Origin of the sequence: Moritella sp. F3 (genome assembly GCF_015082335.1) — a bacterium.
Classification (GTDB): domain Bacteria; phylum Pseudomonadota; class Gammaproteobacteria; order Enterobacterales; family Moritellaceae; genus Moritella.
In genome coordinates this window covers 218,275-242,642 of record NZ_BLRL01000004.1, presented here as the reverse complement: position 1 = coordinate 242,642, position 24,368 = coordinate 218,275, and the positions used below count along the sequence as shown (strand labels likewise).

The 24,368-nt window shown below is 40.4% G+C and carries 20 protein-coding genes; 7 read left to right on the top strand and 13 right to left on the bottom strand.

Annotated features, from left to right (window positions below; all coding sequences use genetic code 11):
- Positions 1-56 precede the first annotated feature (56 nt).
- On the bottom strand, positions 57-1,424 hold the full coding sequence (locus tag JFU56_RS09600; RefSeq protein ID WP_198437070.1) for an L-serine ammonia-lyase: 1,368 nt from the start codon (positions 1,422-1,424) through the stop codon (positions 57-59).
- Between the two features lie 370 nt (positions 1,425-1,794).
- Here JFU56_RS09600 and JFU56_RS09595 point away from each other — a divergent pair, with 370 nt between their 5' ends.
- Together JFU56_RS09595 and pyk are read left to right on the top strand one after the other, a co-directional pair.
- Positions 1,795-2,643, top strand: a complete 849-nt coding sequence (locus JFU56_RS09595; protein WP_198437069.1) for a MurR/RpiR family transcriptional regulator — start codon at positions 1,795-1,797, stop codon at positions 2,641-2,643.
- A 210-nt stretch (positions 2,644-2,853) separates the two neighbouring features.
- Complete coding sequence (gene pyk / locus JFU56_RS09590) at positions 2,854-4,290, top strand: pyruvate kinase (protein WP_198437068.1); 1,437 nt, start codon at positions 2,854-2,856, stop codon at positions 4,288-4,290.
- 160 nt (positions 4,291-4,450) lie between these two features.
- Here the strand turns inward: pyk and JFU56_RS09585 are convergent, their stop codons facing one another.
- The 3 genes from JFU56_RS09585 to JFU56_RS09575 form a co-directional block, all read right to left on the bottom strand.
- Positions 4,451-6,739, bottom strand: coding sequence for an acyl-CoA dehydrogenase (locus JFU56_RS09585; RefSeq protein ID WP_198437067.1), 2,289 nt, complete (start codon positions 6,737-6,739; stop codon positions 4,451-4,453).
- A gap of 65 nt (positions 6,740-6,804) precedes the next feature.
- On the bottom strand, positions 6,805-7,452 hold the full coding sequence (locus JFU56_RS09580; protein WP_198437066.1) for a TetR/AcrR family transcriptional regulator: 648 nt from the start codon (positions 7,450-7,452) through the stop codon (positions 6,805-6,807).
- Positions 7,453-7,757: 305 nt separating this feature from the next.
- Positions 7,758-9,266, bottom strand: a complete 1,509-nt coding sequence (locus JFU56_RS09575) for a fumarate hydratase (RefSeq protein WP_198437065.1) — start codon at positions 9,264-9,266, stop codon at positions 7,758-7,760.
- Between the two features lie 297 nt (positions 9,267-9,563).
- On the opposite strand from JFU56_RS09575, the gene pabB reads away from it, so the two are divergent.
- Positions 9,564-10,970 carry an aminodeoxychorismate synthase component I gene (gene pabB, locus JFU56_RS09570; protein ID WP_198437064.1) on the top strand — a complete coding sequence of 469 codons (1,407 nt, stop codon included), beginning with the start codon at positions 9,564-9,566 and terminating at the stop codon, positions 10,968-10,970.
- A 93-nt stretch (positions 10,971-11,063) separates the two neighbouring features.
- Entirely contained in the window at positions 11,064-11,633 is a 570-nt protein-coding gene (locus JFU56_RS09565) for a CoA pyrophosphatase (protein ID WP_198437063.1), read from the top strand.
- Positions 11,634-11,719: 86 nt separating this feature from the next.
- On the opposite strand, the gene JFU56_RS09560 is transcribed toward JFU56_RS09565, so the two are convergent.
- The 5 genes from JFU56_RS09560 to JFU56_RS09540 form a co-directional block, all read right to left on the bottom strand.
- A complete protein-coding gene (locus tag JFU56_RS09560; protein WP_374221039.1) occupies positions 11,720-11,878 on the bottom strand; it encodes a YqaE/Pmp3 family membrane protein in 159 nt (52 codons plus the stop codon).
- A gap of 183 nt (positions 11,879-12,061) precedes the next feature.
- Positions 12,062-13,714, bottom strand: coding sequence for a mechanosensitive ion channel family protein (locus JFU56_RS09555; protein ID WP_198437062.1), 1,653 nt, complete (start codon positions 13,712-13,714; stop codon positions 12,062-12,064).
- A 118-nt stretch (positions 13,715-13,832) separates the two neighbouring features.
- Positions 13,833-14,735 carry an oxygen-dependent coproporphyrinogen oxidase gene (gene hemF / locus JFU56_RS09550; RefSeq protein ID WP_198437061.1) on the bottom strand — a complete coding sequence of 301 codons (903 nt, stop codon included), beginning with the start codon at positions 14,733-14,735 and terminating at the stop codon, positions 13,833-13,835.
- 118 nt (positions 14,736-14,853) lie between these two features.
- The gene (locus JFU56_RS09545) at positions 14,854-15,618 is read right to left on the bottom strand and encodes a ParA family protein (RefSeq protein ID WP_198437060.1); all 765 of its coding nucleotides are present in this window, start codon (positions 15,616-15,618) and stop codon (positions 14,854-14,856) included.
- A 68-nt stretch (positions 15,619-15,686) separates the two neighbouring features.
- Positions 15,687-16,475 carry a DeoR/GlpR family transcriptional regulator gene (locus JFU56_RS09540; protein WP_198437059.1) on the bottom strand — a complete coding sequence of 263 codons (789 nt, stop codon included), beginning with the start codon at positions 16,473-16,475 and terminating at the stop codon, positions 15,687-15,689.
- Between the two features lie 234 nt (positions 16,476-16,709).
- On the opposite strand from JFU56_RS09540, the gene JFU56_RS09535 reads away from it, so the two are divergent.
- Both JFU56_RS09535 and JFU56_RS09530 read left to right on the top strand, forming a co-directional pair.
- Positions 16,710-16,985, top strand: a complete 276-nt coding sequence (locus tag JFU56_RS09535) for a hypothetical protein (protein WP_198437058.1) — start codon at positions 16,710-16,712, stop codon at positions 16,983-16,985.
- A 124-nt stretch (positions 16,986-17,109) separates the two neighbouring features.
- Entirely contained in the window at positions 17,110-18,087 is a 978-nt protein-coding gene (locus JFU56_RS09530) for a DUF2333 family protein (RefSeq protein WP_198437057.1), read from the top strand.
- A 75-nt stretch (positions 18,088-18,162) separates the two neighbouring features.
- Here the strand turns inward: JFU56_RS09530 and JFU56_RS09525 are convergent, their stop codons facing one another.
- Complete coding sequence (locus tag JFU56_RS09525) at positions 18,163-19,176, bottom strand: AraC family transcriptional regulator (RefSeq protein WP_198437056.1); 1,014 nt, start codon at positions 19,174-19,176, stop codon at positions 18,163-18,165.
- A 172-nt stretch (positions 19,177-19,348) separates the two neighbouring features.
- Between JFU56_RS09525 and JFU56_RS09520 the strand changes: the two genes are divergently transcribed.
- Positions 19,349-20,779, top strand: coding sequence for a pyridoxal-dependent decarboxylase (locus JFU56_RS09520; protein ID WP_198437055.1), 1,431 nt, complete (start codon positions 19,349-19,351; stop codon positions 20,777-20,779).
- Between the two features lie 121 nt (positions 20,780-20,900).
- On the opposite strand, the gene JFU56_RS09515 is transcribed toward JFU56_RS09520, so the two are convergent.
- The 3 genes from JFU56_RS09515 to JFU56_RS09505 form a co-directional block, all read right to left on the bottom strand.
- Positions 20,901-22,136 (bottom strand): carbohydrate porin, encoded by a 1,236-nt coding sequence (locus JFU56_RS09515; protein ID WP_242065931.1) that lies wholly within the window; start codon positions 22,134-22,136, stop codon positions 20,901-20,903.
- A 59-nt stretch (positions 22,137-22,195) separates the two neighbouring features.
- Positions 22,196-22,840, bottom strand: a complete 645-nt coding sequence (locus JFU56_RS09510) for a DUF3299 domain-containing protein (RefSeq protein ID WP_198437054.1) — start codon at positions 22,838-22,840, stop codon at positions 22,196-22,198.
- A 96-nt stretch (positions 22,841-22,936) separates the two neighbouring features.
- Positions 22,937-24,316: an amidohydrolase family protein gene (locus JFU56_RS09505; RefSeq protein WP_198437053.1), complete on the bottom strand. Its 1,380-nt coding sequence runs from the start codon at positions 24,314-24,316 to the stop codon at positions 22,937-22,939.
- Between the last annotated feature and the right edge of the window lie 52 nt (positions 24,317-24,368).

The window sequence follows — 24,368 nt, the reverse complement described above, 5'->3', positions numbered from 1 at the left end:
AACCTTCAGTCACAATAGTACATTCCTACAAAAAATTTTCTACACAGTCCTTTAGCTCAACAAACCGTTACATTAATCGCTAAACCACCTTTCGACGTTTCCTTATATTTATTTTTCATATCATCACCAGTGGCTTTCATGGTTTTAATCACCTGATCCAGCGACACTTTATGATCGCCAGTGCCCATACGTGCCATACGGGAGGCATTAATCGCTTTCACTGCACCAATAGCATTACGCTCAATACATGGGATCTGAACTAAACCAGCAACAGGGTCGCACGTTAAGCCCAAGTTATGCTCCATACCAATCTCAGCAGCATGCTCAACTTGCTCTAATGTGCCGCCCCTGATGGCAGTCAAACCCGCTGCAGCCATAGAGCAAGCCACACCGACTTCCCCCTGACAGCCCACTTCAGCACCAGAAATAGACGCATTCTTCTTATATAAGGTACCGATTGCCGCGCAAGTAAGTAGATAGGTTTTAATTTTGTCTTCCGTTAACGGACTCACGAACTGATCATAAAAATACATTACCGCAGGAATAATGCCTGCAGCGCCATTGGTCGGCGCCGTCACTACTCGTCCGCCTGCGGCATTTTCTTCGTTCACCGCCATGGCGTACATGTTAACGAAATCCATGCCGTGGAAAGTATCATCCTTCGCTTCCGGAGCTTGTAACTTTTCAAACAATCCAGGCGCACGACGGCGCACATTTAAGCCACCCGGTAAGATACCGTCATTACGACAGCCACGTTGGATACAATCGACCATAATACGGTGTAATTCTAAGAGCTTCTCATCGATAACCGCATCGGTATTTAATTGACGTTCATTTTCATACATCAACTTGGCAATCGACAAACCGTTTGCACGGCAGGTGGTCAGTAATTCTTCGGCGCTATCAAATTTATACTTAGGCGGTGTGTGCGCATTTTCTTCTAGTGGTTTATCTATATGGTCATGATCAAGAATAAAACCACCACCAATAGAATAATAAGTCTTACTGAGTAAGATATCATCACTGCCTAATGCTGTGATTGTCATTGCATTGCTGTGGTAAGACAAGGTTTTACGTTGATGTAATATGATGTTCTCTGCTCGCGTAAAAGGTACAAAGCCAATGTCGGCTAAGTGAATCCCCTGATCTGCTTCGATGGTCGATAAAATGGAGGGAACCAGTTCTGAATCGATACGATCCGGTTCATGACCTGCGAGCCCTAAAATAACAGCAATATCGCTGCCATGACCAACCCCTGTTTGTCCTAGCGAACCAAACAGAGCAGCATTTATACTGACTAGAGATTGCCGATTTTCGAGCGCTTTAAGGTGTTGTAAAAAATCAAATGCAGCGCGCATAGGACCAACAGTATGCGAGCTAGATGGCCCAATCCCAATACTAAACATATCAAAGGTACTGATCATAAAATGCTCCCTAATTAATGAATAAGACTTACTGTAGGTATAGCACATGATTGTTGATGCAATTTTATTACTTTATTGAAAATATATTACGACTATAATTAGTTATAAACCTACATATTCTCTGCCAATAAAGGCACCATTCGCGTTATGTTTGTGCTATTCAGGCCGTTTTCATTGTAATAAAATCACAAAAGGCCGTTTAACTATGCTAAAAATAATTAAAAAATGTAATAATAGTTCGACTTAGTTCATATTTTTTACATAATTGACGTAATAAATATTCAGTAAGGTTTATAATGCCGCTATAGATTCGCATTTATCTTAATCACTTTCATCATGCGCCCATTGCGGAGCTTGCCAGGGAAATATCATGAGTATGCTCGAAAAAATAATCCAAAATTTAGAAATATTCAGTAAGTCTGAAAAAAAGGTTGCTGATGTTATTCTTGAATCTCCGCAATCTGCTATTCATTCAAGTATTGCGACACTTGCTAAAGTTGCAGATGTAAGTGAACCGACTGTAAATCGTTTTTGCCGCCGTTTAGATACCAAAGGCTACCCTGATTTTAAACTGCATTTAGCGCAGAGCTTGGCTAACGGTACGCCATACGTAAACAGAAACGTAGAAGCCAACGATGGCCCAGAAGTTTACACACAGAAAATATTTGAAACGACAATCGCGCATTTGGACTCAGCTAAAAACAGCTTAGATCCAGAAGTTATTAATAAAGCCGTTGATCTATTGATTCAATCGAAACAGATCTCGTTCTTTGGTTTAGGCGCGTCCGCATCGGTTGCCCGTGATGCTGAAAACAAGTTTTTCCGTTTCAACGTACCCGTCATTTGTTTTGATGACATCATGATGCAACGCATGAGCGTCATTAACAGTACTGAAGATTCAGTCGTGGTATTGTTCTCACACACAGGCCGTACTAAGAGTATGGTCGATGTGGCAAAACTAGCACGTGAAAATGATGCCATCGTTATTGGTATCACAGCACAAAACTCACCGTTAGCGGAATATTCTAATTTAGTTATTTCACTTGATGTGATGGAAGATACCGACGTATATATGCCAATGGCATCACGTGTGGCGCAATTAGTACTAGTCGATGTGCTCGCAACCGGCTTCACATTACGCCGTGGTGATAAATTCCGCGAAAACTTGAAGAAAGTAAAATCGGCAATCAAAGATTCACGCTTTAACAAGATAGACTAATTGAAAATGGCCACATAATGTGGCCATTTTTGTTTCCACTATTGCTACTTTTAATTATTGTTGTCAGTTATTTATTTTTGTCACAAAGCGGTCATCAAGTCTTTGCATACTAATACCATTCAAGACCCCGTTGTCTGACTGTCATCAAGTTAAATGTAGTTAAATTACATACTATAAAATCAATCATCTCATAATTCATATGGAGTCATTATGTTACGTCGTACTAAAATTGTAACCACTTTAGGTCCAGCAACAGATCGTGATAATAATCTAGAAAAAATTATTCTTGCTGGTGCCAATATGGTACGTATGAACTTTTCTCATGGTAACGCCGAAGACCATATTAAACGTGCAGAAGATGTACGTGCGATTGCAAAAAAACATAACAAACACGTGGCTATTTTGGGTGACCTTCAAGGCCCTAAAATCCGTGTATCTAAATTCGCTGAAGGTAAAATTCATTTAAACCTTGGTGACAAATTCTGCCTAGATGCAACATTTGATAAAACAGCTGGTACTAACCAGTGCGTTAGTATCGATTACCCAGAACTAGCAAGCGATGTATTCGCTGGCGATGTACTGCTACTTGACGATGGTCGAGTACAATTAAAAGTAATCGAAATTAACGGTCAACAGATCCACACAGAAGTCACGGTAGCGGGTCCATTATCAAATAATAAAGGCATCAATAAGCAAGGCGGTGGTTTATCTGCTGAAGCGCTTACAGATAAAGACAAAGCAGACATTATTACAGCGGCAAAAATTGACGTTGATTTTGTTGCAGTCTCTTTCCCACGTAACGGTGCTGATATCAATTACGCGCGTGAACTTGTACGTGCAGCTGGTTCAAATGCAAAAATCTGTGCAAAAGTAGAACGCGCAGAGACTGTTGCAACAAAAGAAACAATGAAAGAAATCATCCTAGCATCGGATGCCATCATGGTTGCTCGTGGTGACTTAGGTGTTGAAATTGGTGATGCAGCATTGGTTGGTGTACAAAAATCACTAATCAACTTATCACGTAAATATAACCGCGTTGTGATCACGGCTACGCAAATGATGGAATCAATGATCACCAGCCCAATGCCAACACGTGCCGAAGTAATGGACGTGGCAAATGCCGTACTTGATGGTACAGATGCTGTCATGCTGTCTGCGGAGACTGCTGCGGGTGATTTCCCAGTAGAAACAGTTAAGGCTATGGCTGAAGTTTGTTTAGGCGCAGAGACGCACCCAAGCGTTAATGTATCGAATCACCGTATTGATTACACATTCGATTCAATTGAAGAAACAATTGCAATGTCGACTATGTATGCGGCTAACCACCTTACAGGTGTTAAAGCAATTGTGGCATTAAGTGAGTCAGGTACAACACCGTTATTGATGTCTCGCATCAGTTCAGGTTTACCTATTTTTTCACTGTCTCCACATCAGAAGACGTTAAACGCAACGGCATTATACCGTGGTGTAACACCTTTACAGTTTAATACTGAAGGGTTATCACAAGAGCAAATCGTTGAAGGTACTTACGCGGTACTAAAAGAGACAGGCCAAGTTAAAGCAGGTGATATTATTTTGCTAACGCTAGGTGATAAAATGGATACGGTGGGTTCAACGAATACCAGCAAGATCCTAACCGTTAAATAAGTCAGTTTATCGACAAAATTAGCGGTATAAGTTCATGCCGTTAATTTATAGAAAATGAACAGACATAAAAAAACCGAGTCTATTTTAAATAGCCTCGGTTTTTTATGCTTTATTCAAAACCTAACCCGCAGGCTAGATTTTAACGTTGTTAATCGTTAAATTAAGCAACTTTATCGTTTTTTGTTACTGTCGAAATACCCGCAAATTCTTCTGCTGTGAATGAATCAACGTTAATTGCAGCAAAACGTAATGCATCGGCAGCAAGTAGTTCATCCGCTTCAACCTGCGTAATGATACCTTTCTCAACAGCAAGTGGCGCAGCAACTTTTGCAGCTAGCTTACGTGGCAATGTACCTTTAGATGCAGCAATCGCAATTTTCTTCTCGATAGGCTGTACTTTATACATAGCTTGGAACGCAGATTCCATATCATAGATAGCTGTGTTTGCATCATTCTCATCACCAACATAACAAAGATGCGTTAGACGATCACGTGCTTCACTTGGTTTAAGCAATACTTCACAGATTTCTTTTGAAATATCGTCAGCAGGCATTTTGTAGTTGATACCGAATGGGAATACAACAGCTTTCAATGTGCCAGCGATACCTTTGTTACCGAAGTTTTGGAAGAAACCAGTAAATGCTTTACCAATTTCAAACAAGTTACGTTCGATTGCCCAAGACAACATAGGTAGATCTTCAGCTTGACGACCTTGCTCTTCAAAATGTTTCAACGTTGCAGATGCAAGATACAAGTTACTTAGTACATCACCTAAACGTGCAGAAATCATTTCACGACGTTTCAAGTCACCACCAAGAACCAGCATAGATACGTCAGCACAAAGTGCTAATGCTTTACTCATACGCGTAAGTTGCTTGTAATATTTCTTCGTTGGACCCGATACTGGAGCAGAGTTTAATGCGCCGCCAGTTAGACCTTGACCTAATGCACCAAAGAAGTTTTTAGTACCAAAGCCGATGTGTTTGAATAACAACTCATCAAATTGCTCTAGACCTTCTTTTTCATTTGGATTAGCAGCTGCTTGTAACTCACCAAGTACATATGGGTGACAACGCGTTGCACCTTGACCAAAGATCATGAGGTTACGTGTAAGGATGTTTGCACCCTCAACCGTAATTGCAACAGGAATACCCCAATAAGCGTGTGCTAGGTAGTTTTTAGGACCACATTGGATACCACTACCCGCTTGGATATCAAGCGCATCATCAATAACGGTACGTGCCATTTCAGTCATATGGTATTTAGAGATAGCCGTTACAATCGCAGGGCTTTGACCTAAATCTAGCGCACCAGTTGTAAATTTACGCGCCGCTTCAAGTTGATAAGTTAAACCACCGATACGTGCTAGTGACTCTTGCACACCTTCGAATTTACCAATTGATAGACCGAACTGTTTACGAACGAATGAATAAGCACCCGTCATACGTGCAGTTAAATGACCACATGCTGTACCTAGTGCAGGTAAAGAGATACCACGACCAGCAGATAGACATTCAACCAGCATACGCCAGCCTTTACCTACTTGATCAGCACCACCGATAACCCAATCAAGAGGGATGAATACATCATCACCGTAAGTCGTACCATTCATGAATGCTAGACCCATAGGGAAGTGACGGTCACCGATTTCAACACCTTCGTGTGATGTAGGGATAAGTGCACACGTAATACCGATATCAACTTTATCACCCAGTAGCGCATCAGGATCTTGTAGTTTGAATGCCAGGCCAAGTACAGTAGCAACAGGTGCTAGTGTAATATAACGCTTGCTCCACGATACGCGGATACCTAATGTTTCTTTACCTTCGAACTCTTCTTTAACTACACGGCCCATATCTGGGATACCGCCAGCATCAGAACCTGCTTCAGGGCCAGTCAGTGCAAAACATGGTACTTCAGTACCGTTTGCTAGACCAGGTAACCAGCGATCTTTTTCTGCTTGTGTACCGTAATGTGCAAGTAACTCGCCAGGACCTAATGAGTTAGGTACCATTACCGTTACAGCCGTAGATAAACTACGTGTTGCAATCGTTGTTACAATTGTTGAGTTAGCGTAAGCAGAGAATGCTTTACCGCCGTACTCTGTTGGAATGATAAGCGCAAAGAAACCGTTTGATTTAATGAAATCCCAAACTGGTTTTGGTAAATCACGGTCTTCATGAACGATTTTATAATCATCCAGCATACCCATTAATGTTTTAAGTTCGTTATCGATGAAGCTCTGTTCTGATTTACTTAACTTAGGTGTTGGGTAGCTAAGCATTTTATTCCAATCAGGGTTACCTGCGAATAAATCACCATCCCACCAAACACTACCAGACTCCATTGCTTCCTGCTCTGTTTGTGAAAGCGGTGGCAAGATCTTCTTAAACACTTTAAATAATGGTGCTGTGATATTATTTTTTCTAAATTCACTCATTGCGCTCATAACGATTTCCTTTTGTTTCATCATTTTGCTGCTGTACTCACAACATCAAAATAACTGAATTGCATCTACATGCTTGTAGTTTCTGTTGAGGTATTCATTCCTGATGCCAAATAAGGGATCACTTTACGGATTAGCCCCTCGACATCAATATCTTGATTAAAATCTGCTTTAGCAATATCCATCAATGCGCCACTCGAACCCATCGTAAATACTGCCGTGCCCAAGGTAAAATGTAATCGCCAAAATAGCTCTTGCGATGACAACGCTGGGTTCGCTTTCAATAAAGCCTTAGTTATGTTGGCTAAGACTTCACCGTAATGCGTTGTTGTGTACCAACGTAAATGCCCTTGCTCATCGGTATAACTTCGACCAAGCAGTTGCATAAAGATCACGGTACCATTTTTACTTTGTTGTTCTAACGCTAATAGCGGATCAACAAAACAGTTAAACACATCTAATAACGATGGCTTTTCAGTTTGCGTGCATAAGGCTGTTAACTTCTCATTCAGTAGGGGCATGAAGAGTTCGAGATGTCGGGCAATAACCGCCTGAATCAATTCTTTCTTAGAACCAAAATGATAATTAACTGATGCCAAATTCACACTTGCTCGTGTAGTTATCAAGCGTAAAGAAGTATCTGAAAACCCGTGTTCAGCGAACAAGCTTTCGGCTGCATCTAGAATGCGAGTTTTTGTATCCAACTTACTAACCATAATTAACCCTTTTTAAACGAACGTTTTAAAATTACGTTCTGGCGGACAAAATGTCAACACAATGTAAACAAATGTTTGAAACAAATGTTTTGAATTTGTCCTACTTCGCATTTTTATGCGACTATTAAATTACAAATAACCATTAGTGGGTAGCTGCAGATGGGTTTAAGCAGATAAACACGAGCGCCGATATTTACCTTCTCTATCCTAAAAATAGCACAGTTAAAATAAATAAAGCGCCAACCTAAGTTGCCGCTTTATTTATTTTCAAACAGTTTTTAAAACACTAATGCGTTATTCAAACACTATTCATTCAATTTTATTTTCCAGATAGCTGGACCTTCGACATGGGCAGACACACCATTAGTATCAACCGCAACTGTCATTGGCATATCAACCACATCAAATTCGTAGATTGCTTCCATACCTAGGTCAGCAAATGCAACAACTCGAGACTTCTTAATTGCTTTAGATACAAGGTATGCAGCACCACCAACAGCCATTAAATAAACAGCTTTATGCTTCTTGATACTTTCAACCGTTGCAGGACCACGTTCTGATTTACCAATCATGCCTAATAAACCAGTCTGTTCTAACATAGTATCGGTAAATTTATCCATACGTGTTGCAGTTGTTGGACCAGCTGGGCCTACAACTTCATCACCCACTGCATCAACTGGACCTACGTAATAGATAAAGCGATTAGTAAAGTCTACGCCTTCTGGTAGGCCTTCGCCTTTATCTAACATGTCTTTAATACGCTTATGAGCCGCGTCACGACCCGTTAAAATCTTGCCTGATAATAGAACAGTTTCGCCTGTTTTCCATTCCAGTACTGACTCTGGTTTAATGTCATTTACGTTAACACGGCGAACACTATCGCTTACTTCCCATGTCACTTCAGGCCAGTCTTCTAATTTAGGCACATGCAATTCAGCAGGACCAGAACCGTCAAGTGTAAAGTGGGTATGGCGTGTCGCGGCACAGTTAGGGATCATAACAACAGGTTTTGATGCTGCATGTGTTGGGCAAGATTTGATCTTGATATCCAATACCGTTGCCATGCCACCTAGGCCTTGCGCGCCAATACCGAGTTTATTAACACGGTCAAAAATATCTAAACGCATTTTTTCATCTGTCGTTTCAGCACCACGTTCCATCAGTTCATGGATATCAACAGGTTCCATTAATGACTCTTTTGCCATTACTGCTGCTTTTTCTGCCGTACCGCCAATGCCTATACCAAGCATACCCGGTGGACACCAACCCGCACCCATCGTCGGTACTGTTTTCTCAATCCACGCGGCAACATCATCAGATGGATTTAACATCACCATCTTACTTTTGTTTTCAGAACCGCCGCCTTTTGCTGCGATCATCACTTCAACTTTCGCGCCAGGTACCATTTCTACGTGAACAACACCCGGGGTATTATCTTTGGTATTTTTACGTGCGCCTGCAGGATCTGCAACAATAGATGCACGTAATGGATTACCTTCAAAAGCGTAACCACGACGAATACCTTCATCAACCATTTCTTGTACAGTTTGATCGGTTTCCCACTGCACGTTCATGCCAATTTTAACGAAACAAGTCACAATGCCCGTGTCTTGGCAGATTGGACGTTTACCTTCCGCTGACATACGAGAATTAATTAAAATCTGCGCAATCGCATCTTTAGCGGCTTGGCTTTTTTCTGCGTTGTAGGCTTTTTCCATTGCTTGGATAAAATCAAGCGGATGGTAATATGAAATGTATTGTAGTGAATCTGCAATACTGTCGATAAAGTCCGCTTTACGGATAACTGTACTCATGGTCAACTCCCTTTTGCTTACTCACTGTGTTAACTGATTATTATATTTATCATGATTAAGACGCTATAACCGCCTCAACCTAGTTAACAATAAGATATGTGGTTCTCTGAATCTGCCTCTATCATACCTTTGCTGATAACTTCTCTCCACTAAAAATGCGCTAAATCCATACTAAATAACAACAGCAGCACAACTTTATAGCAACACAGTTTTAATTTAGAACCGCATATCATTCAAGATTAATCGCCCTAATTGTGATAATCTGCGCGCATCAAAATTTAGGGATATGCTGTACTAATGAAATCACTTGTAATAAAACCCATTGCCTTTCCTAGCAACGGCATTCACGCATTTTTTGCCCCGCTAAGTCATGCTCCTTGGTCAATTTTACTCGAGTCAGGATCAGCGGATCACATTGATAGCCGTTTCCATATTATTGTTGCCGACCCTATTGCTACGCTAGTGACAGAAGATACGCAAACCACCATCAATCAAGCGAGTGGTGAAACTGTCACTCATGACGATGCATTTGCAGTATTACAAACACTAAACCAACAGCTCATTGGTGAATTGCCTTCGCATCCCCTAGATATCGAGTTACCTTTCATTGCCGGTGCACTCGGTTATTTTGGCTACGATCTCGGCCGTAATATTGAAAATATCGGCAATACTGCCAGCAATGATCTGCACTTCCCTGATATGGCAGTAGGTTTATATGATTGGGCGATTGTAGTGGACACTCAATCTCAGCAAGCATGGCAAATTCAATTTAGCGACAACGCCGAGCAGGCTTGGCTACAACGTCATGACTGGTTGCTTGAATGTGGTGTTGGTCAAGCAGTAGACCAAACGACAGCAAGTCAAACACCCACATCAGCCTTTGAGCTACAAAGCAGCTGGCAATCGAATATGTCAGAGCAAGCATATCACCACAAATTTGCCCAGATACAAGCCTATTTACGCTCTGGTGATTGCTACCAAATTAATTTAGCCCAGCGCTTTAATAATCAATACCAAGGTAATGAGTGGCAAGCTTACTGCACTTTGAGTCAGCATAACAAAGCGCCCTTCTCCGCATTTATACGTTTAGAAAATAAAGCCGTATTATCTATTTCACCGGAACGTTTTATCCAAGTGAACGATGGCAATATTGAAACCAAACCAATTAAAGGCACGCGCCCACGTAGCCAAGATCCCAAAATTGACTTGGCCAACGCACAAGCATTAAAAATTGCCGAAAAAGACCGTGCTGAAAACTTAATGATTGTCGATTTACTGCGAAATGATATTGGCAAAATTGCCATACCGGGTTCGGTTAGCGTGCCGAAACTATTTGATATCGAGAGTTTTCCGGCAGTGCATCATCTTGTTAGTACCATTACAGGTAAACTGCCTGTAGATAAACAACCAAGTGAATTATTACGCGCTTGTTTCCCAGGCGGCTCTATCACTGGCGCTCCTAAGGTTCGAGCAATGCAAATCATTGAAGAATTAGAGCCACATCGTCGCTCACTTTATTGCGGTAGTATCGGTTATATTTCAGCACATGGTCATATGGATAGCAGCATAACCATTCGTACATTGTTGTGTGATCGTGGGGAAATATACTGCTGGGCTGGCGGCGGTATTGTTGCCGACTCGGTCGTCGAAGAAGAATATCAAGAAACATTTGATAAATTAGGTAAAATATTACCTATACTTTAAATTAACCATTCCGTATTTTAGTTAGTGAAGCACCATTAATCAGTGGCTGCGCTAAATTACGTAGATTCAACAGCATAAGTTGCAGGGACGCATATGGATATTAATTCGTTAACTTCACGTTTTGTACTATCACCAAGTGATCAGTCAATCAGTAAACTCACTAAAGTCTTTACCCCTGCTGCCGTGCTGTTTCCTATTGTTGAACGCGAGCAACAACTCAACCTCATTCTTACTCGTCGTGCATCACATTTACGTCATCACAGTGGCCAAATAGCGTTGCCGGGTGGTAAAACTGAAAAAACAGATGGCTCATCCATTGCGACTGCATTACGTGAAACCCATGAAGAAATCGGTATTCCAGCCGACAAAATTACCGTCTTAGGTACACTGCCTAGCCGCCCTACCATTAGTCGCTATTATGTGACGCCAGTTGTAGCCTTAGTTGACAGTGATTATCAGTCTAAAATTGATCCGAATGAAGTGGATGAGATTTTTGAAGTACCGTTAGCTTTTTTACTTGATGATGATAATCATATTATCGAGAAAAGTTTATTTAAAGGTAAGTATCGAGAAGTGACGTTTATGCCTTGGGGTAAATATCCGATATGGGGCACGACGGCGGCAATTATTAAAGATTTTTCCAAACATATTAGGTCTAACTAAGGGTATAACGAATAGCGCACACCTAATAGCCCTGAGATAATACTTCAGATAAAGTTCACCACTTATCGACGTTATCGCTATGGCAGCTATTTCAGCACCAGCCAAAGTGCATGGATCATGCCTGGGATAACAAACAGCAAACACAATAAGATATTAATGAGTAAATCTTTACCGACACCATTATTTAAAAATACAGCCACTGGCGGTAAGAATATAGCCAAAATTATTAAGAGTATTTTATTCATCTGCACATCTCCAATTATTATCAATAATAGCTCCCCTTCAGTATAGAAGTTTACAACTTTATTATGCGCTTGTTAGCTAAATAAAGCGTAAATATTAAGTTTCGTTACCTGTACTATTAACAAATACACGATTAACAATGTACCATCAATAACAGTAACGAAACTTAACACGATACCGAGTAATTATTCTGCGGCTTTATCTACCATATGCAAATGCACATCTTGCTGCGGGAATGGAATTGACAAACCTTCTTTATCAAAGCGAACTTTCACTTCGCGGGTGATATCCCAGTACACATCCCAATAATCTTCAGTTTTCACCCAAGGGCGCACAATAAAATCAACCGAAGAAGTATTAAGCGTATGCAGCTTAATTATCGTTTCAGGGTTCTTCAATACGAGTTCATGTGATAGCACGATATCAGCTAATACGGTTTCAGCCAGCGCGATATCATCGCTATAACCAATACCAAAAACCATATCAACACGACGGACACGTTCATGGGTAATATTTTTAATAATATCGCCCCAGATTTTACTGTTTGGTACGATAATAACTTGGTTATCAAACGTCTTAATCGTCGTATTCACTAGACTCATATGGGCAACCTTACCTGATACACCACCCGCTTCAACAAAGTCACCTTCATCAAATGGACGATAAATCAGTAGCATCATGCCCGAGGCAAAGTTAGATAAGGTATCTTGCAATGCAAAACCAATTACTAAACCTGCCACACCAAAACCAGTTAGGATAGGCGTTAAATCAACCCCGACTTGCGATAATGCGATAAGTAAACCAATCGCAAAGACAATATTACCCGACATCGACGTAAAAAAGTCTTGTATCAAGCGCGACAATTTTAAATTCGGTGACGATACAGCTCTTTTCACCATTTTACGGGTGAGTGTTTTCAACCAACGGAAAGCTAAAATTATCGCAATAAAGAGTAATACTTTGAATATTAATTCCGGTGCATTATTGGCTAACCATGCACCAGCGCCCTCGCCCCAAGTCGAAATAATCGACAAGATGAGATCCACATTAAGCAATTCGTCAGTCAATGTACCAGTGGCTTGAAACAGCTGTTGTTTATATTGCGTCGTGTCTAAAGACATTTTATCGGCAAGCGTCACTAAAAATTGTAACGTCGTAATATCATTATTCACTTTACGCTGAGCCAGGATATGTTCAAGCTGAACAGCGGTTTTCTCACCTTCCGTTGCCGACTTAAGTTGCTTACTCAACAAGACTTCTTGCTGATTATCAAAAATTAAAGAAGCTGACATAAACCCAAGACGACGTTCAATATCGCTAACCAAAGCTTTTTCTTTTGCTGGTGAAGATTGATCGAGTAACTTCAACCATTGGTAGTTAGTCCACTGATCAGCTAATAATCGAGTTGAAAAACGACGTGATTCATCCAGTGATTTTTGCGCTGATAATTTACCTTCATTAGTTTCTTTTTCTAACGTTTTTTCAGTCGTTGCTATCTTATTTAACAGATACTTTGACGCATCTGCAATAAATTGAACCTGTTGGTTAACCTGCTTCAATAAAATGTCGTGCGTTTCATCAGTACGCTTATCAATAAGCTCTTGAATCACTTCTCGCAGCGCATCATTTTTATTTAATAATTGTAACCGCACGACATCCCTGGCTGTACCAGTCATGTTTTTTGATTCGTTATATAACACCGAAATGTCATTATCGAGCTTGTTTAGCTTTGCTATTTGCGGCGACGCTACTTGTTCGGTAGCGAGTTGTGACGAGGACGCTTGTGCAAAAGACAGGCTAGGCACCAATAACATCAACAATAAAACTATAATTCTCATTATTACTTCAACTTTATCATTCGGGTTTAACAAGAATAGCAAATCAAACATCATCTGCTATTGAGGTAGAAAGTAGAATATAAAAAAACCACGGTATTAAGCGTGGTTTAAATAAATGCTATATCCACGTTTGTGGTTGGGCGACCACATCGACTAACGCTTGCTGCGCGTCGTTCTGTGGTTCTAAATCATCATAGTGCCAACTAGCAAGTGGTGGCATCGACATCAAGATTGATTTTGTACGGCCTTTACTTTGCAAACCAAAAATAGTGCCTCGGTCAACAATCAAGTTAAACTCGACATAACGGGTACGACGGAACAATTGGAATTCACGCTCTTGCTCTGTATATGGCTGATTTTTACGCTTCGCGACAATTGGCGCATACGCTTGGGTATAACCTTTCGCTACAGACTCGATAAAGCTTAAACTTTTTTCGATATCCCATTCATTCAGATCATCATAAATAATACCGCCGATACCACGGTATTCTTCACGATGTGGCATATAGAAGTATTCATCTGCATCTTGTTTGAATTTGCTATACAAATCATCACCAAATGGCGAGACAGCATCACGAGCAGCAGTATGAAAGTGACGAGCATCATCAGCATATAAATGGATCGGCGTTAAATCAAACCCACCGCCTAACCACCAATGCTGCTGACCATCATCATCTGTTACCATGAACATACGTACATTCGCATGGCTTGTTGGTGCATGTGGATTACGTGGATGAACGACCACAGATACGCCCATCGCTTGATATGACATACCAGTAAATTGTGGACGTTTAGCCGATGCAGCAGCCGGTAATTTATCACCGCTCACCATCGAAAAGTTCACACCCGCACTTTCATATACTTCACCATCACGTAATACACAGCTTGTACCCTGACCTAAGTGGCTAGTCCAATTATCGGCGATAAACTCACCATTGGTTTCTTCCGCTTGAAAAGCCGTGATAATCGTTTTTTGTATATTACGAAAAAATGATTCTAAATCATTGATTCTGACAGTCATAAACACCTTACTTACAACTTAAGTGGCAATGTAAAAACACCAAACACCTAAAAAGATAATGAATAAAAACCCCATATTGAGCATTACAATATGGGATTCAAAAATAACTTATTTAATATTATGCAGAGATCTCAGCATAGAGATCACAAAATTGCAGCGTCACTTTATGCTTAGGTGCACAATTGATCAAGGGTTGGGAGATATTATGTGACTCTTTTACTTTCACAGAACTGTGGATCAAGGTATTTAAAATCGGTAAATCTTCAGCTCTGAGCTCAGCAACCAACTTTTTCGGTAAGCTGGCTTGGCCTTGAAATTGATTAACTACAATCCCTTCAACCCGTAATTTATCATTGTGATCTTGTCGTGTTTCTTCAATATTCGCTAACAAGCTATATAAACCACGACGTGAGAAGTCATCGCAATCAAAAGGTATCAAGCAGGTATCTGCAGCAATCAGTGCTGACAGACTATAAAAATTAAAGGCTGGCGGCGTATCAATATAAATTTCATCATAATCACGCTTTAATTTAACCAGCGCGTCACGTAATTTATAGATCTTATGGCGTTGTTCTAATTTAACAATCAACTCACCTAATAATTCCGATGCAGGCATGATCGATAAATGAGGGAATGCAGTAGGGGTAATGAAATCCTGATAAGGCCTCCCTTTCATGATGATATTTAACGTCTGCTCAAAAAACTCCGCAACACTAAAATCAACCTGATAATCATTCCCTAATAAATAAGCACTGGTATTACATTGACTATCTAAATCAATAATCAAAGTGCGCTTGCCTTCTGAGGCTGCTATCGCCGCCAAATTACTGCAGATGGTCGATTTACCTACGCCACCTTTTTGATTAAACACAACACGGATCACGAGATTCTCCCTTCTCTTTACTGAGTTTAATAATATAATTATTTAACTCGTTAATATTAATTCCAATCTTATATATCGCTAAGCTCTAAGCTCGTTTCACAGACGATAGACTCGACTTGATGTAATTGTAATAATTTAGCCAGCTCTTCTGGTGGCTCAATGTCAGTAAATAACTTATTCACCTGATTGATATTACCAATATTGACCATGGCATTTCGGCCGAACTTAGTGTGATCAACCGGTAAGAATACTTCTTGTGAGCACTCAATGATCGCTTGTGTGACTCGCACTTCTTGATAATCGAAATCCAGTAATGAACCATCCATATCTAAACCACTGATGGTAACAATGCCAAAATCCATTCTAAACTGCTTAATAAAATCAACGGTCGCTTCACCAACTACACCAGCATCTTTATTGCGCACTTCACCACCAGCAACAATGACTCTGAAATCAGGTTTTTGCATCAAAATAGTGGCCACATTAAGATTATTGGTCACAATGCGTAAATTGTTATGATTTAATAGTGCACGCGCTAGCGCCTCAGACGTGGTACCAATATCAATAAATAATGATGAACCATCTGGAATTAATTCAGCCATCGCCTGGGCGATTTTCATTTTTTCTTTAGCCGTTTTTTGCTTACGATTAACATATGAATCGTTAACAACACTGCTTTCTAATAATGATGCGCCACCGTGGTGACGACGAACCAAATTCTTCTCTGCTAATTCATTTAAATCGCGGCGGATGGTTTGCGGGCTTACTGAAAAATGCTCAACAAGCACTTCAGTACTGACGAACCCTTCTTCCTTAACCAACGAAATTATTTTTTGGTGACGTGTATTTTGTCTCACATCGTTCTCCCTGTTTTCCCTAATATCATTATCGAAAGGGAGTTAATATTACCCCTTAGTTTATATCATATTTACACCTGTAAACCTGAAAAATAGCGTAGATAAACAAAGTTTAACGTTATTTTGAGATATACTCATCCCTGTTCATCGATATTATCAAGTCACGATCACCACCATTCATCATGGCGCGTAACGATGATATGTATATAACAGCAATACAGCGAGACAATAAGAATGGCTTCAGAACCCGATAAACTACTCAAAAAACACGCAGGATTAACCCATTCAGAACTGCAGAAGGTAACCTCTCACGTACAGCGTGAAAAAGACGACTGGTTTGTCAATACGGTGATGATTCAAGGCCACACGGTACCATTTAAATTTAAACGTAAGAAAGTCTATCAATCGTTAACAGGTGCGCGTGTAAATCTCACTTACTACCCTGAAATTGAAACTGTAGCAGGTTTCAAAGTAGAGATAATGCATGTGGTTAGAATTAAAAAATCATAACCTATTTTATATGCTCTTAAGCCAGCCTTTTTAATATAGTGATTAAGCTTGTTGCAAACATTTCAGCGAGTTACACTAGAGTAACTATTACTAAACTTAACGTATGATTCGAGGGAACGACCACATGAGTAAATCTAAAATCATTGCGGGTATTGCTGCTGTCAGTATTATCTTTTATGCTACTTCAGTTTATTGGAGTGTTGAACCAGACAATTTTAGTCCAACACGAGTTACAGAAGAACTGACTAAAAACAGTGCTGATATTGCGGTTGGTTCTTATACAACAGCAACACTCATGAAGTCGTTATTAATGCTAAATGAAAAAAATGGCGGTTACCTAAGTAACTCAATATTGCCACCAGCAATCATGATGGATAACATGCCATCATGGGAATATGGGTTATTAGAACAGTCTCGTGACCTTATGCTCGTGTTACGTCGTGATTTAAGCCGTTCACAAACACAATCAACTGAAAATAAAGATCTACAAAAAGCACACGGTTCGTTAAATGTTGAACACACACGTTTATTCCCAACCAATGCAAACTCTGAATACAAAAAAACGATTGCTGAACTGCAAACATACCTAGATAAATTAAACGATTCGCAATCTAAAAACGCACAATTCTACGCCCGTGCCGATAACCTTGCTGAATGGTTTAAACAAGTTGAAAAACGCCTTGGTTCATTGTCTCAACGTTTAAGTGCATCAGTTGGCCAATACCGTATCAACACAGATTTATCAGGTGATCTTGGGGCTGAACAATCTACATTCACAGAGTCTGGCTCAACAGTGAAAACGCCATGGTTAGATATTGATAATGTATTCTGGGAAGCACGTGGTTCTTCTTGGGCACTATATCACTACTTAAAAGCAGCGCGTATTGACTTCAAAAGCGTATTAGAAAAGAAAAATGCGCTAGCAAGTGTTGACCAAATCATTCTTGAATTAGAGGCATCGCTACAGCCTGTAGGCAGCCCGATGATCCTTAATGGCGCTGGTTTTGGTATCTTTGCTAACCACTCATTAGTCATGGCAAACTACTTATCTCGTGCAAACGCCGCGGTTATTGACCTACGTAGATTACTAGAACAAGGTTAAGCTTTGCTGGCATAAATAACAATGAAGCCCGTAACACAATTACGGGCTTCATTATTCCCTCCCATATTCCCCCCATCAAGACGTTGTTACCATTCTTCGATATTGTCGAGGAGTCATCTGCATTTGTCTTTTAAAAGCACGCGTAAAATGCGCAGAATCTGAATAACCCATTTTACTTGCTATTAATGTGATCGATAAATTGCGCTCGGAAAGTAGATCTAACGTTTGTTCTAAACAAATATTTTCAACAAGTTTACTGTATGTTGTCCCCTCTTTGTCAAGACGACGCTGAATTGTTCTGACATGAATATTTAATACTTCAGCGGCCAGTTTTATGGGTAATTTCCCCATAGATAAATAAGGTTTAATAGCGAGTTTGAACGTCGACAAAAATGTTTTATCTAATACCGAGCTTCGACCTAACTCGCTAACTTTCGGGACGCTTGATAGCATTACAGGTGAATTGATTAAGTCATCCGAAATTGAAAATGCGGTAACAGGCCTGCCAACATAAAATTGTGCTTGAGACAATTCAGGTAACGCTTGGTAATCCTTAGCATCATGGTATTGAATGCCAACATTAACCGGCCACCACTTGCCAGCGGTTAATGACTTCAACAACTCATTAATAAAAATCACTGAAAACAGCTCTGCATATTTAAACCATGGCTCATCTGTAGGTGACTTATCTCTCACTAACCACCATCGTCCACGTCTGTACTGTGTATATATATTCGCACCACTAGAAACGTCCTGTAACTGCTCACCAAATTGATCTAGTGCTGATTTTAGAGTTTCAGTTTTCGTTAGCTTAGCGACAAACTTAGGGACATATACTTCTTTACATGCACTCCACATCAGTAATCCAAAGTCTTCTTTCGTCGTTCGAGAACCGAGGATTTTAACGAGATTATTAACCGTCGTCTCAGGCAGGTACTGGTATTCGCTTTTGTGATCATAAATATCCCCAGGGATATTTGCTTCTCGTAATAGTGTAAACATATTATCATTCATTATTTTAAATATGCCGACGAAAAATTGCACATCCTCCCTTTTTACGACAGTGATGGTATTGGGTTTTTCTGTCATACAAATCCTTTTAAATATATGAAATGATCATTAAGTTAATTCCTTACATTATAACGTATATAAAACTGCATTAATGCCCTAGCCTATACATCCAGCATTGTCATCAAATGGCAAGTTTTAATTAGAGCTCTCTCTTATAATATTGGCAATAAAATGAAGAGGGGATGTAAACATGAAAAATAAATTTGAACAATACCGTTCACCATTAGAGCAATCTTTACAACATGCGGTGACCTATCTTGAATCTCTTGATGATAGAAATATAGATCAAGGCGCAACATCTCAGGAATTAAGAGCCGCTATTGGTGGTCCGTTACCAATACATTCAGCTGATCCAACACAAGTAATTAATAACTTGGTTAAAAATGTCGATAAAGGGCTTGTCGCATCAGGTGGTTCACGTTTCTTTGGTTATGCTATCGGAGGCTCTTTTCCTGCGTCATTAGCCGCTGATTGGCTGGTCAGTGCTTGGGATCAAAATGTACCTTACTATATTGCAAGTCCAGCAATGGCAGTTGTTGAAGAAACCGCAGCAGAGTGGATGGTTGAGCTACTAGGTTTGACTAAAGGTTCTGCTGTTGGATTTACATCGGGTGCACAAGAAGCTATCTATACAGGTCTTATCACAGCCCGTAATACATTGCTCCATCGTGCGGGATGGGACGTTGCAAGACAAGGCCTATATGGGGCGCCACGCATCAATGTCGTTGCAAGTGACGAAATACACTCAACCATTAAACGTGCTCTGTCTATGATTGGTATAGGCCTTGAAGATATAATCAAGATTCCAACAGATAATAACTTAAGAATTATTCCTGAAGAAATGAGTAAAATTGTCAGCAATTGCAAAGGTCCTACCTTAGTTTGTGCTCAAGCTGGTTGTATTGACTCTGGTGCATTCGATCCATTTGATGAACTTGCCGATAGTGTCGAACAACATCATAATGCATGGCTTCATGTTGATGGCGCTATTGGCCTTTGGGCTGCAGCCAGTGATAAACAAAAACACAGATTGCAAGGTATTGAGCGAGCGGACTCTATTGATACTGATGGGCATAAGTGGTTCAACATGCCTTACGATTGTGGCATGATCATCGTTAAAGACCCCGCTACGATTATTTCAGCGATGGGCGGAAGTAATATGGGCGACTATCTTAGCGATGCAATGAAAAAGCCAGACAGAAATGCAATTAATTTCTCTATATCAGCATCAAGACGCGCACGTGGTGTACCTGTTTATGCAGCCTTTAAGTCATTGGGTAAAGAAGGTATTGTTGCCCATTTGGATAACTGTTGTGCTCTGGCTTTACGCATGGCGGATAAATTAGCCGCGGTCGATGGCATCAAGATACTAAATGACGTCGTATCTAATCGTTTTTCCGCACAGTTTGGCCATGGTGATCAAGCTTACCGAGATGAATTGACAGAGCGAGTTGTACATCGACTTCAGAAAGAGGGATATTTGTACCCATCCACATCTGGATACAAAGGATTAAAGACCATGCTATTCTCAATATTGAATTATCATACTGATATTAATGATATTGATATCTCAGCAGAAAAAATCATTAAGGCTTATTCGGCAGAATTAAAACTGATGTAATCATTTGTTTAATAATTTAAAGCACAAAATCAACATGATTTTGTGCTCTTTGTCTTTCTTTTAAACCATTCAATTTATTAACCGTAATCCAAAGAACAGAGTTTAACGCCCTGCTTAGACACTAAATACCCCCCCTTGCGCGAATGCCAAATACCCAGCTACTACTTTCTGTAGAGAATGCTGGATCTTTAATATACTGGATGTCAGGAGTAATCTGAATCAATTCATTGACTTGTATATTGTAGTATATCTCAGTGGTAAATTGGGTTGAGTCCGCGACTAAATACGCGTTCTCGAGATTGTCATTAACATTACTCCAATTAACTGCAAAACCAAGATTGTTACCCGCGCCCGCAAGACCAAAGTAACCGAGCCCTGCCGAAATAGATTGATCATAAAGCGCAATATCCCCTTCAGAAAAACCACCTCGAATAAATGGCATTAGTTGAGATGTAGCAAAATAACTGGCGGAAAAATTAATACCTTGCCCCCCTTCTGTACTAGTCAGGTTATGCTGAGTACCACCAGCGAGATGCCAAGCAGTAAGATGTATATTATCAGTATAAATTTGCTCTTGCGATGTAGTCCAACCAAGTTCAAGCGTAGAGAACAGCTTGTGATCATTAAATAATGTATCAAAACCAGCAAGTGGATCATCCGACTTACCCTTGCCATCAGCCACTCCAGCAACCACATACAAGTTATTTGTTAGCATGTGAGCAACTGCGAGTCCTAGAATACCGTCATCAGGCAAGCCTATCGCACCACCACCGGTACTAAATGCTAGGTTACTAAAACCAGTCCAAGGGCTTGCAAGTGCGTAAGTATCCACATAATCCGTTGTATCAAGATAACCAGCGATAAAAGACGAGTCTCCCCCGTTGAGTTTTTGCTTCCAATATAAGTTAGTTAATCGTGTACCTTGGTCACTGTACGCTGGGCCAATCATGCCCGCATAACCCAAGCCATTACCAATAAAAGCAAATTCCTTGGGGGATAGATCGCTAAAAGCATGACGGTGTTCAACCTTCCAAACAATGCCTCCGATATTACCGGACTCGAGTCCAGTAAGATTCCAAGCACCGTAGAGTCGAGCTACACCTGCAGACGCTTGCTCATCACCGCCAGCGGTCGGGTCGCTAGCCGAAAGACCAAGCACTTGGTAATCAAGACCAAAAGTTAGATTCTGCTTCGAGGCTAGATTTTCTCGCCAAGATTGCTTTACCCGATGATTATCACTGAGGGTATTATCAACCGCACCAGGCCCGCCAAAATTTGTATCGGCCATCACCGTAAATGCAGTTATTGGCAAGAACAGGCATGCATAAGGGACAAATGTTCTAAATTGAATCTGCATATTATCACCGATTGGTTAAACTAATTTTTCGTGCTATTCATTAAATGAACTTCATATTTTTACTTCGGGTAATAACGATCTATCATCGCGCCATCCATTTTGTAACCCATGGTCAGATTGACTTTGCCATCAGCTAAAGACACTTCTTCTGTTTGTTGATAGGCTTGGATAGTACCTTCAATCCAAACTGGGTATTGGATATTTTCAACCGTAAATCCTTTAGAATATGAAAGCCTGACAATTTGATTACTTGCTGGCGGCGGTTGATGTACCCCCGCACCTGCGAATGGCACAAATAAGAACTCCGTTACTTGAACTGTGTCATACACATTTTGAAACTCCAACGGCACTAAAAAACCAGACATGCGAATTTTTTTTCCCATCACCTTAGGGTTTAAATTTTCAGCCTTCTGCTGGGCAAGTTTCATATAGGCATCGCGTGTTTTAAATACTTCAGCCACGTTAATACCTTGTTTAGCTAAATCATCTTTTAACTTTTGGACATTTTTTTTATCATCTATTGAGCCATATCGCTCAAGTTGATAAAGTTGTTTAATGGTATTTAGCTGCGCTATCGTTAATACAGGTAAAACAACCTCGGCATTTTTAATTACAGGTTTTAAATCTTCCCAGTCAAGCTTAAGTACTGCTGATTTAACGGATAAGCTGACGAACAGCGAAATGAAAAATATAAATTTATTCAAATGTTTAACCTTACGTTCCTGTTATCACCCAATGAGTTATCTATGTAGATTAAAGATAAAGGCCCATAACGAGCCTCTAATTAAACAATATGGAGATTACAGCGAGTTTTTATAGATTTTACCGTCTTTCATAATGACTCGAAGTGTATCGATACCATTACGAGGCTCAGCATCAAACCATTTTTCATTACCACCAATAACCGTAATATCTTCAAGTGGATTGCCTTCTACAAGTAGTAAGTCGGCATAAGCGCCAACTTCGACTACACCCAATTTACCTTCAGGGTATGGGTCGACAACATCACCCGATAATTTCAAAATTTCACCGTTAACTGAAGTCAACGCTTTCAAGTAGTAAAAGTTACCGAAAAATTCAGCCCCCAAGTAAATTTGATGATCATTTTGCGCCTGACAAGCGTTAACTAAACCCACACAGTCGCCTTGAAAGCCTAGTTTAGGACGGAATTTCTTAACATTGGCAATATAATCTTTGAATGCAGCTTGCGCAGAGGCAGCTTTACGCGCTGAAGCAGGACTCGCAGAAATGGCCGAAACTTGCCCTAGTAATGGCGAGAAGGCTTGCATGTTTGTGGTCATATATGCGCCTTTCTCTTCCATTAGCTCAGCGATCTCCGCATCAAACGAAAAACCGTGTTCTATCGATTTAACACCATTCTCTAAATTACGCATAATGGCTTGTTTACTATAAGCATGCGACATAACGTAAGAGCCATAAGCATTTGCAACTTGGACTGCAGCTTGAATCTCATCATCTGAATATGCCTCTAACTGCCACGGATCAAATTGTGAAGCGACACCACCACTCGACATGATCTTAATTTGAGTCGCGCCCTGCATGAAGTTTTGACGACCTGCAGTCTTAATTGCATCAACGCCATCCGCGGTGATGGTCATTCCCAACCTTGCACCGCTAGACTGAGGTCCATTGAAAGTTTCATTTGGTGTAGTTAGATTTCTAAAGTCAGCATGTGAACCTGTTGGACCAATAAAACCACCAGATGGGTAGATGCGTGGGCCTTCGACCAGTTCTGCATCAACCGCTTTCTTTAACCCTGCGCCCATTCCACCAGCATCACGCCATGATGTGAAGCCTGACATTAACGCCGCTTTCGCGTTAGCTGAAGAACGGACGGCAAGTTCTTCCCAATTTAAATTATTTTCAATTTCAGAGAGTGATCCCCCCGCCATTTGTAAGTGACCATGCCCTTCAATTAAGCCCGGCATTAGCGTCATACCTTGACCGTCGATAACCATTGCATCGGCTGATTTAATCGTACTTTTAGATATTTTCGCAATTTTATTATCAATCACTAAAACATGATGATCTTCGTAGAGTTTATCTTCCGTACCATTAAAAATATCAACATTGGTAAACAAAGTTGTCGCTGCATTTGCAGACAAAGCGAATGAGCATGCACACGCAATAGCTGAAAGTTTAATACCTGATTTTTTCATTATTACACCTATATTCTAAAAGAGTGGAATCCACTTCCCATCACAATTCCCT

Coding starts and splice junctions, on each gene's coding strand:
- JFU56_RS09600 (WP_198437070.1), bottom strand. CDS start 1,424: ATGATCAGTACCTTTGATATGTTTAGTATTGGGATTGGGCCATCTAGC.
- JFU56_RS09595 (WP_198437069.1), top strand. CDS start 1,795: ATGAGTATGCTCGAAAAAATAATCCAAAATTTAGAAATATTCAGTAAG.
- pyk (WP_198437068.1), top strand. CDS start 2,854: ATGTTACGTCGTACTAAAATTGTAACCACTTTAGGTCCAGCAACAGAT.
- JFU56_RS09585 (WP_198437067.1), bottom strand. CDS start 6,739: ATGAGCGCAATGAGTGAATTTAGAAAAAATAATATCACAGCACCATTA.
- JFU56_RS09580 (WP_198437066.1), bottom strand. CDS start 7,452: ATGGTTAGTAAGTTGGATACAAAAACTCGCATTCTAGATGCAGCCGAA.
- JFU56_RS09575 (WP_198437065.1), bottom strand. CDS start 9,266: ATGAGTACAGTTATCCGTAAAGCGGACTTTATCGACAGTATTGCAGAT.
- pabB (WP_198437064.1), top strand. CDS start 9,564: ATGAAATCACTTGTAATAAAACCCATTGCCTTTCCTAGCAACGGCATT.
- JFU56_RS09565 (WP_198437063.1), top strand. CDS start 11,064: ATGGATATTAATTCGTTAACTTCACGTTTTGTACTATCACCAAGTGAT.
- JFU56_RS09560 (WP_374221039.1), bottom strand. CDS start 11,878: ATGAATAAAATACTCTTAATAATTTTGGCTATATTCTTACCGCCAGTG.
- JFU56_RS09555 (WP_198437062.1), bottom strand. CDS start 13,714: ATGAGAATTATAGTTTTATTGTTGATGTTATTGGTGCCTAGCCTGTCT.
- hemF (WP_198437061.1), bottom strand. CDS start 14,735: ATGACTGTCAGAATCAATGATTTAGAATCATTTTTTCGTAATATACAA.
- JFU56_RS09535 (WP_198437058.1), top strand. CDS start 16,710: ATGGCTTCAGAACCCGATAAACTACTCAAAAAACACGCAGGATTAACC.
- JFU56_RS09530 (WP_198437057.1), top strand. CDS start 17,110: ATGAGTAAATCTAAAATCATTGCGGGTATTGCTGCTGTCAGTATTATC.
- JFU56_RS09525 (WP_198437056.1), bottom strand. CDS start 19,176: ATGACAGAAAAACCCAATACCATCACTGTCGTAAAAAGGGAGGATGTG.
- JFU56_RS09520 (WP_198437055.1), top strand. CDS start 19,349: ATGAAAAATAAATTTGAACAATACCGTTCACCATTAGAGCAATCTTTA.
- JFU56_RS09515 (WP_242065931.1), bottom strand. CDS start 22,136: ATGCAGATTCAATTTAGAACATTTGTCCCTTATGCATGCCTGTTCTTG.
- JFU56_RS09505 (WP_198437053.1), bottom strand. CDS start 24,316: ATGAAAAAATCAGGTATTAAACTTTCAGCTATTGCGTGTGCATGCTCA.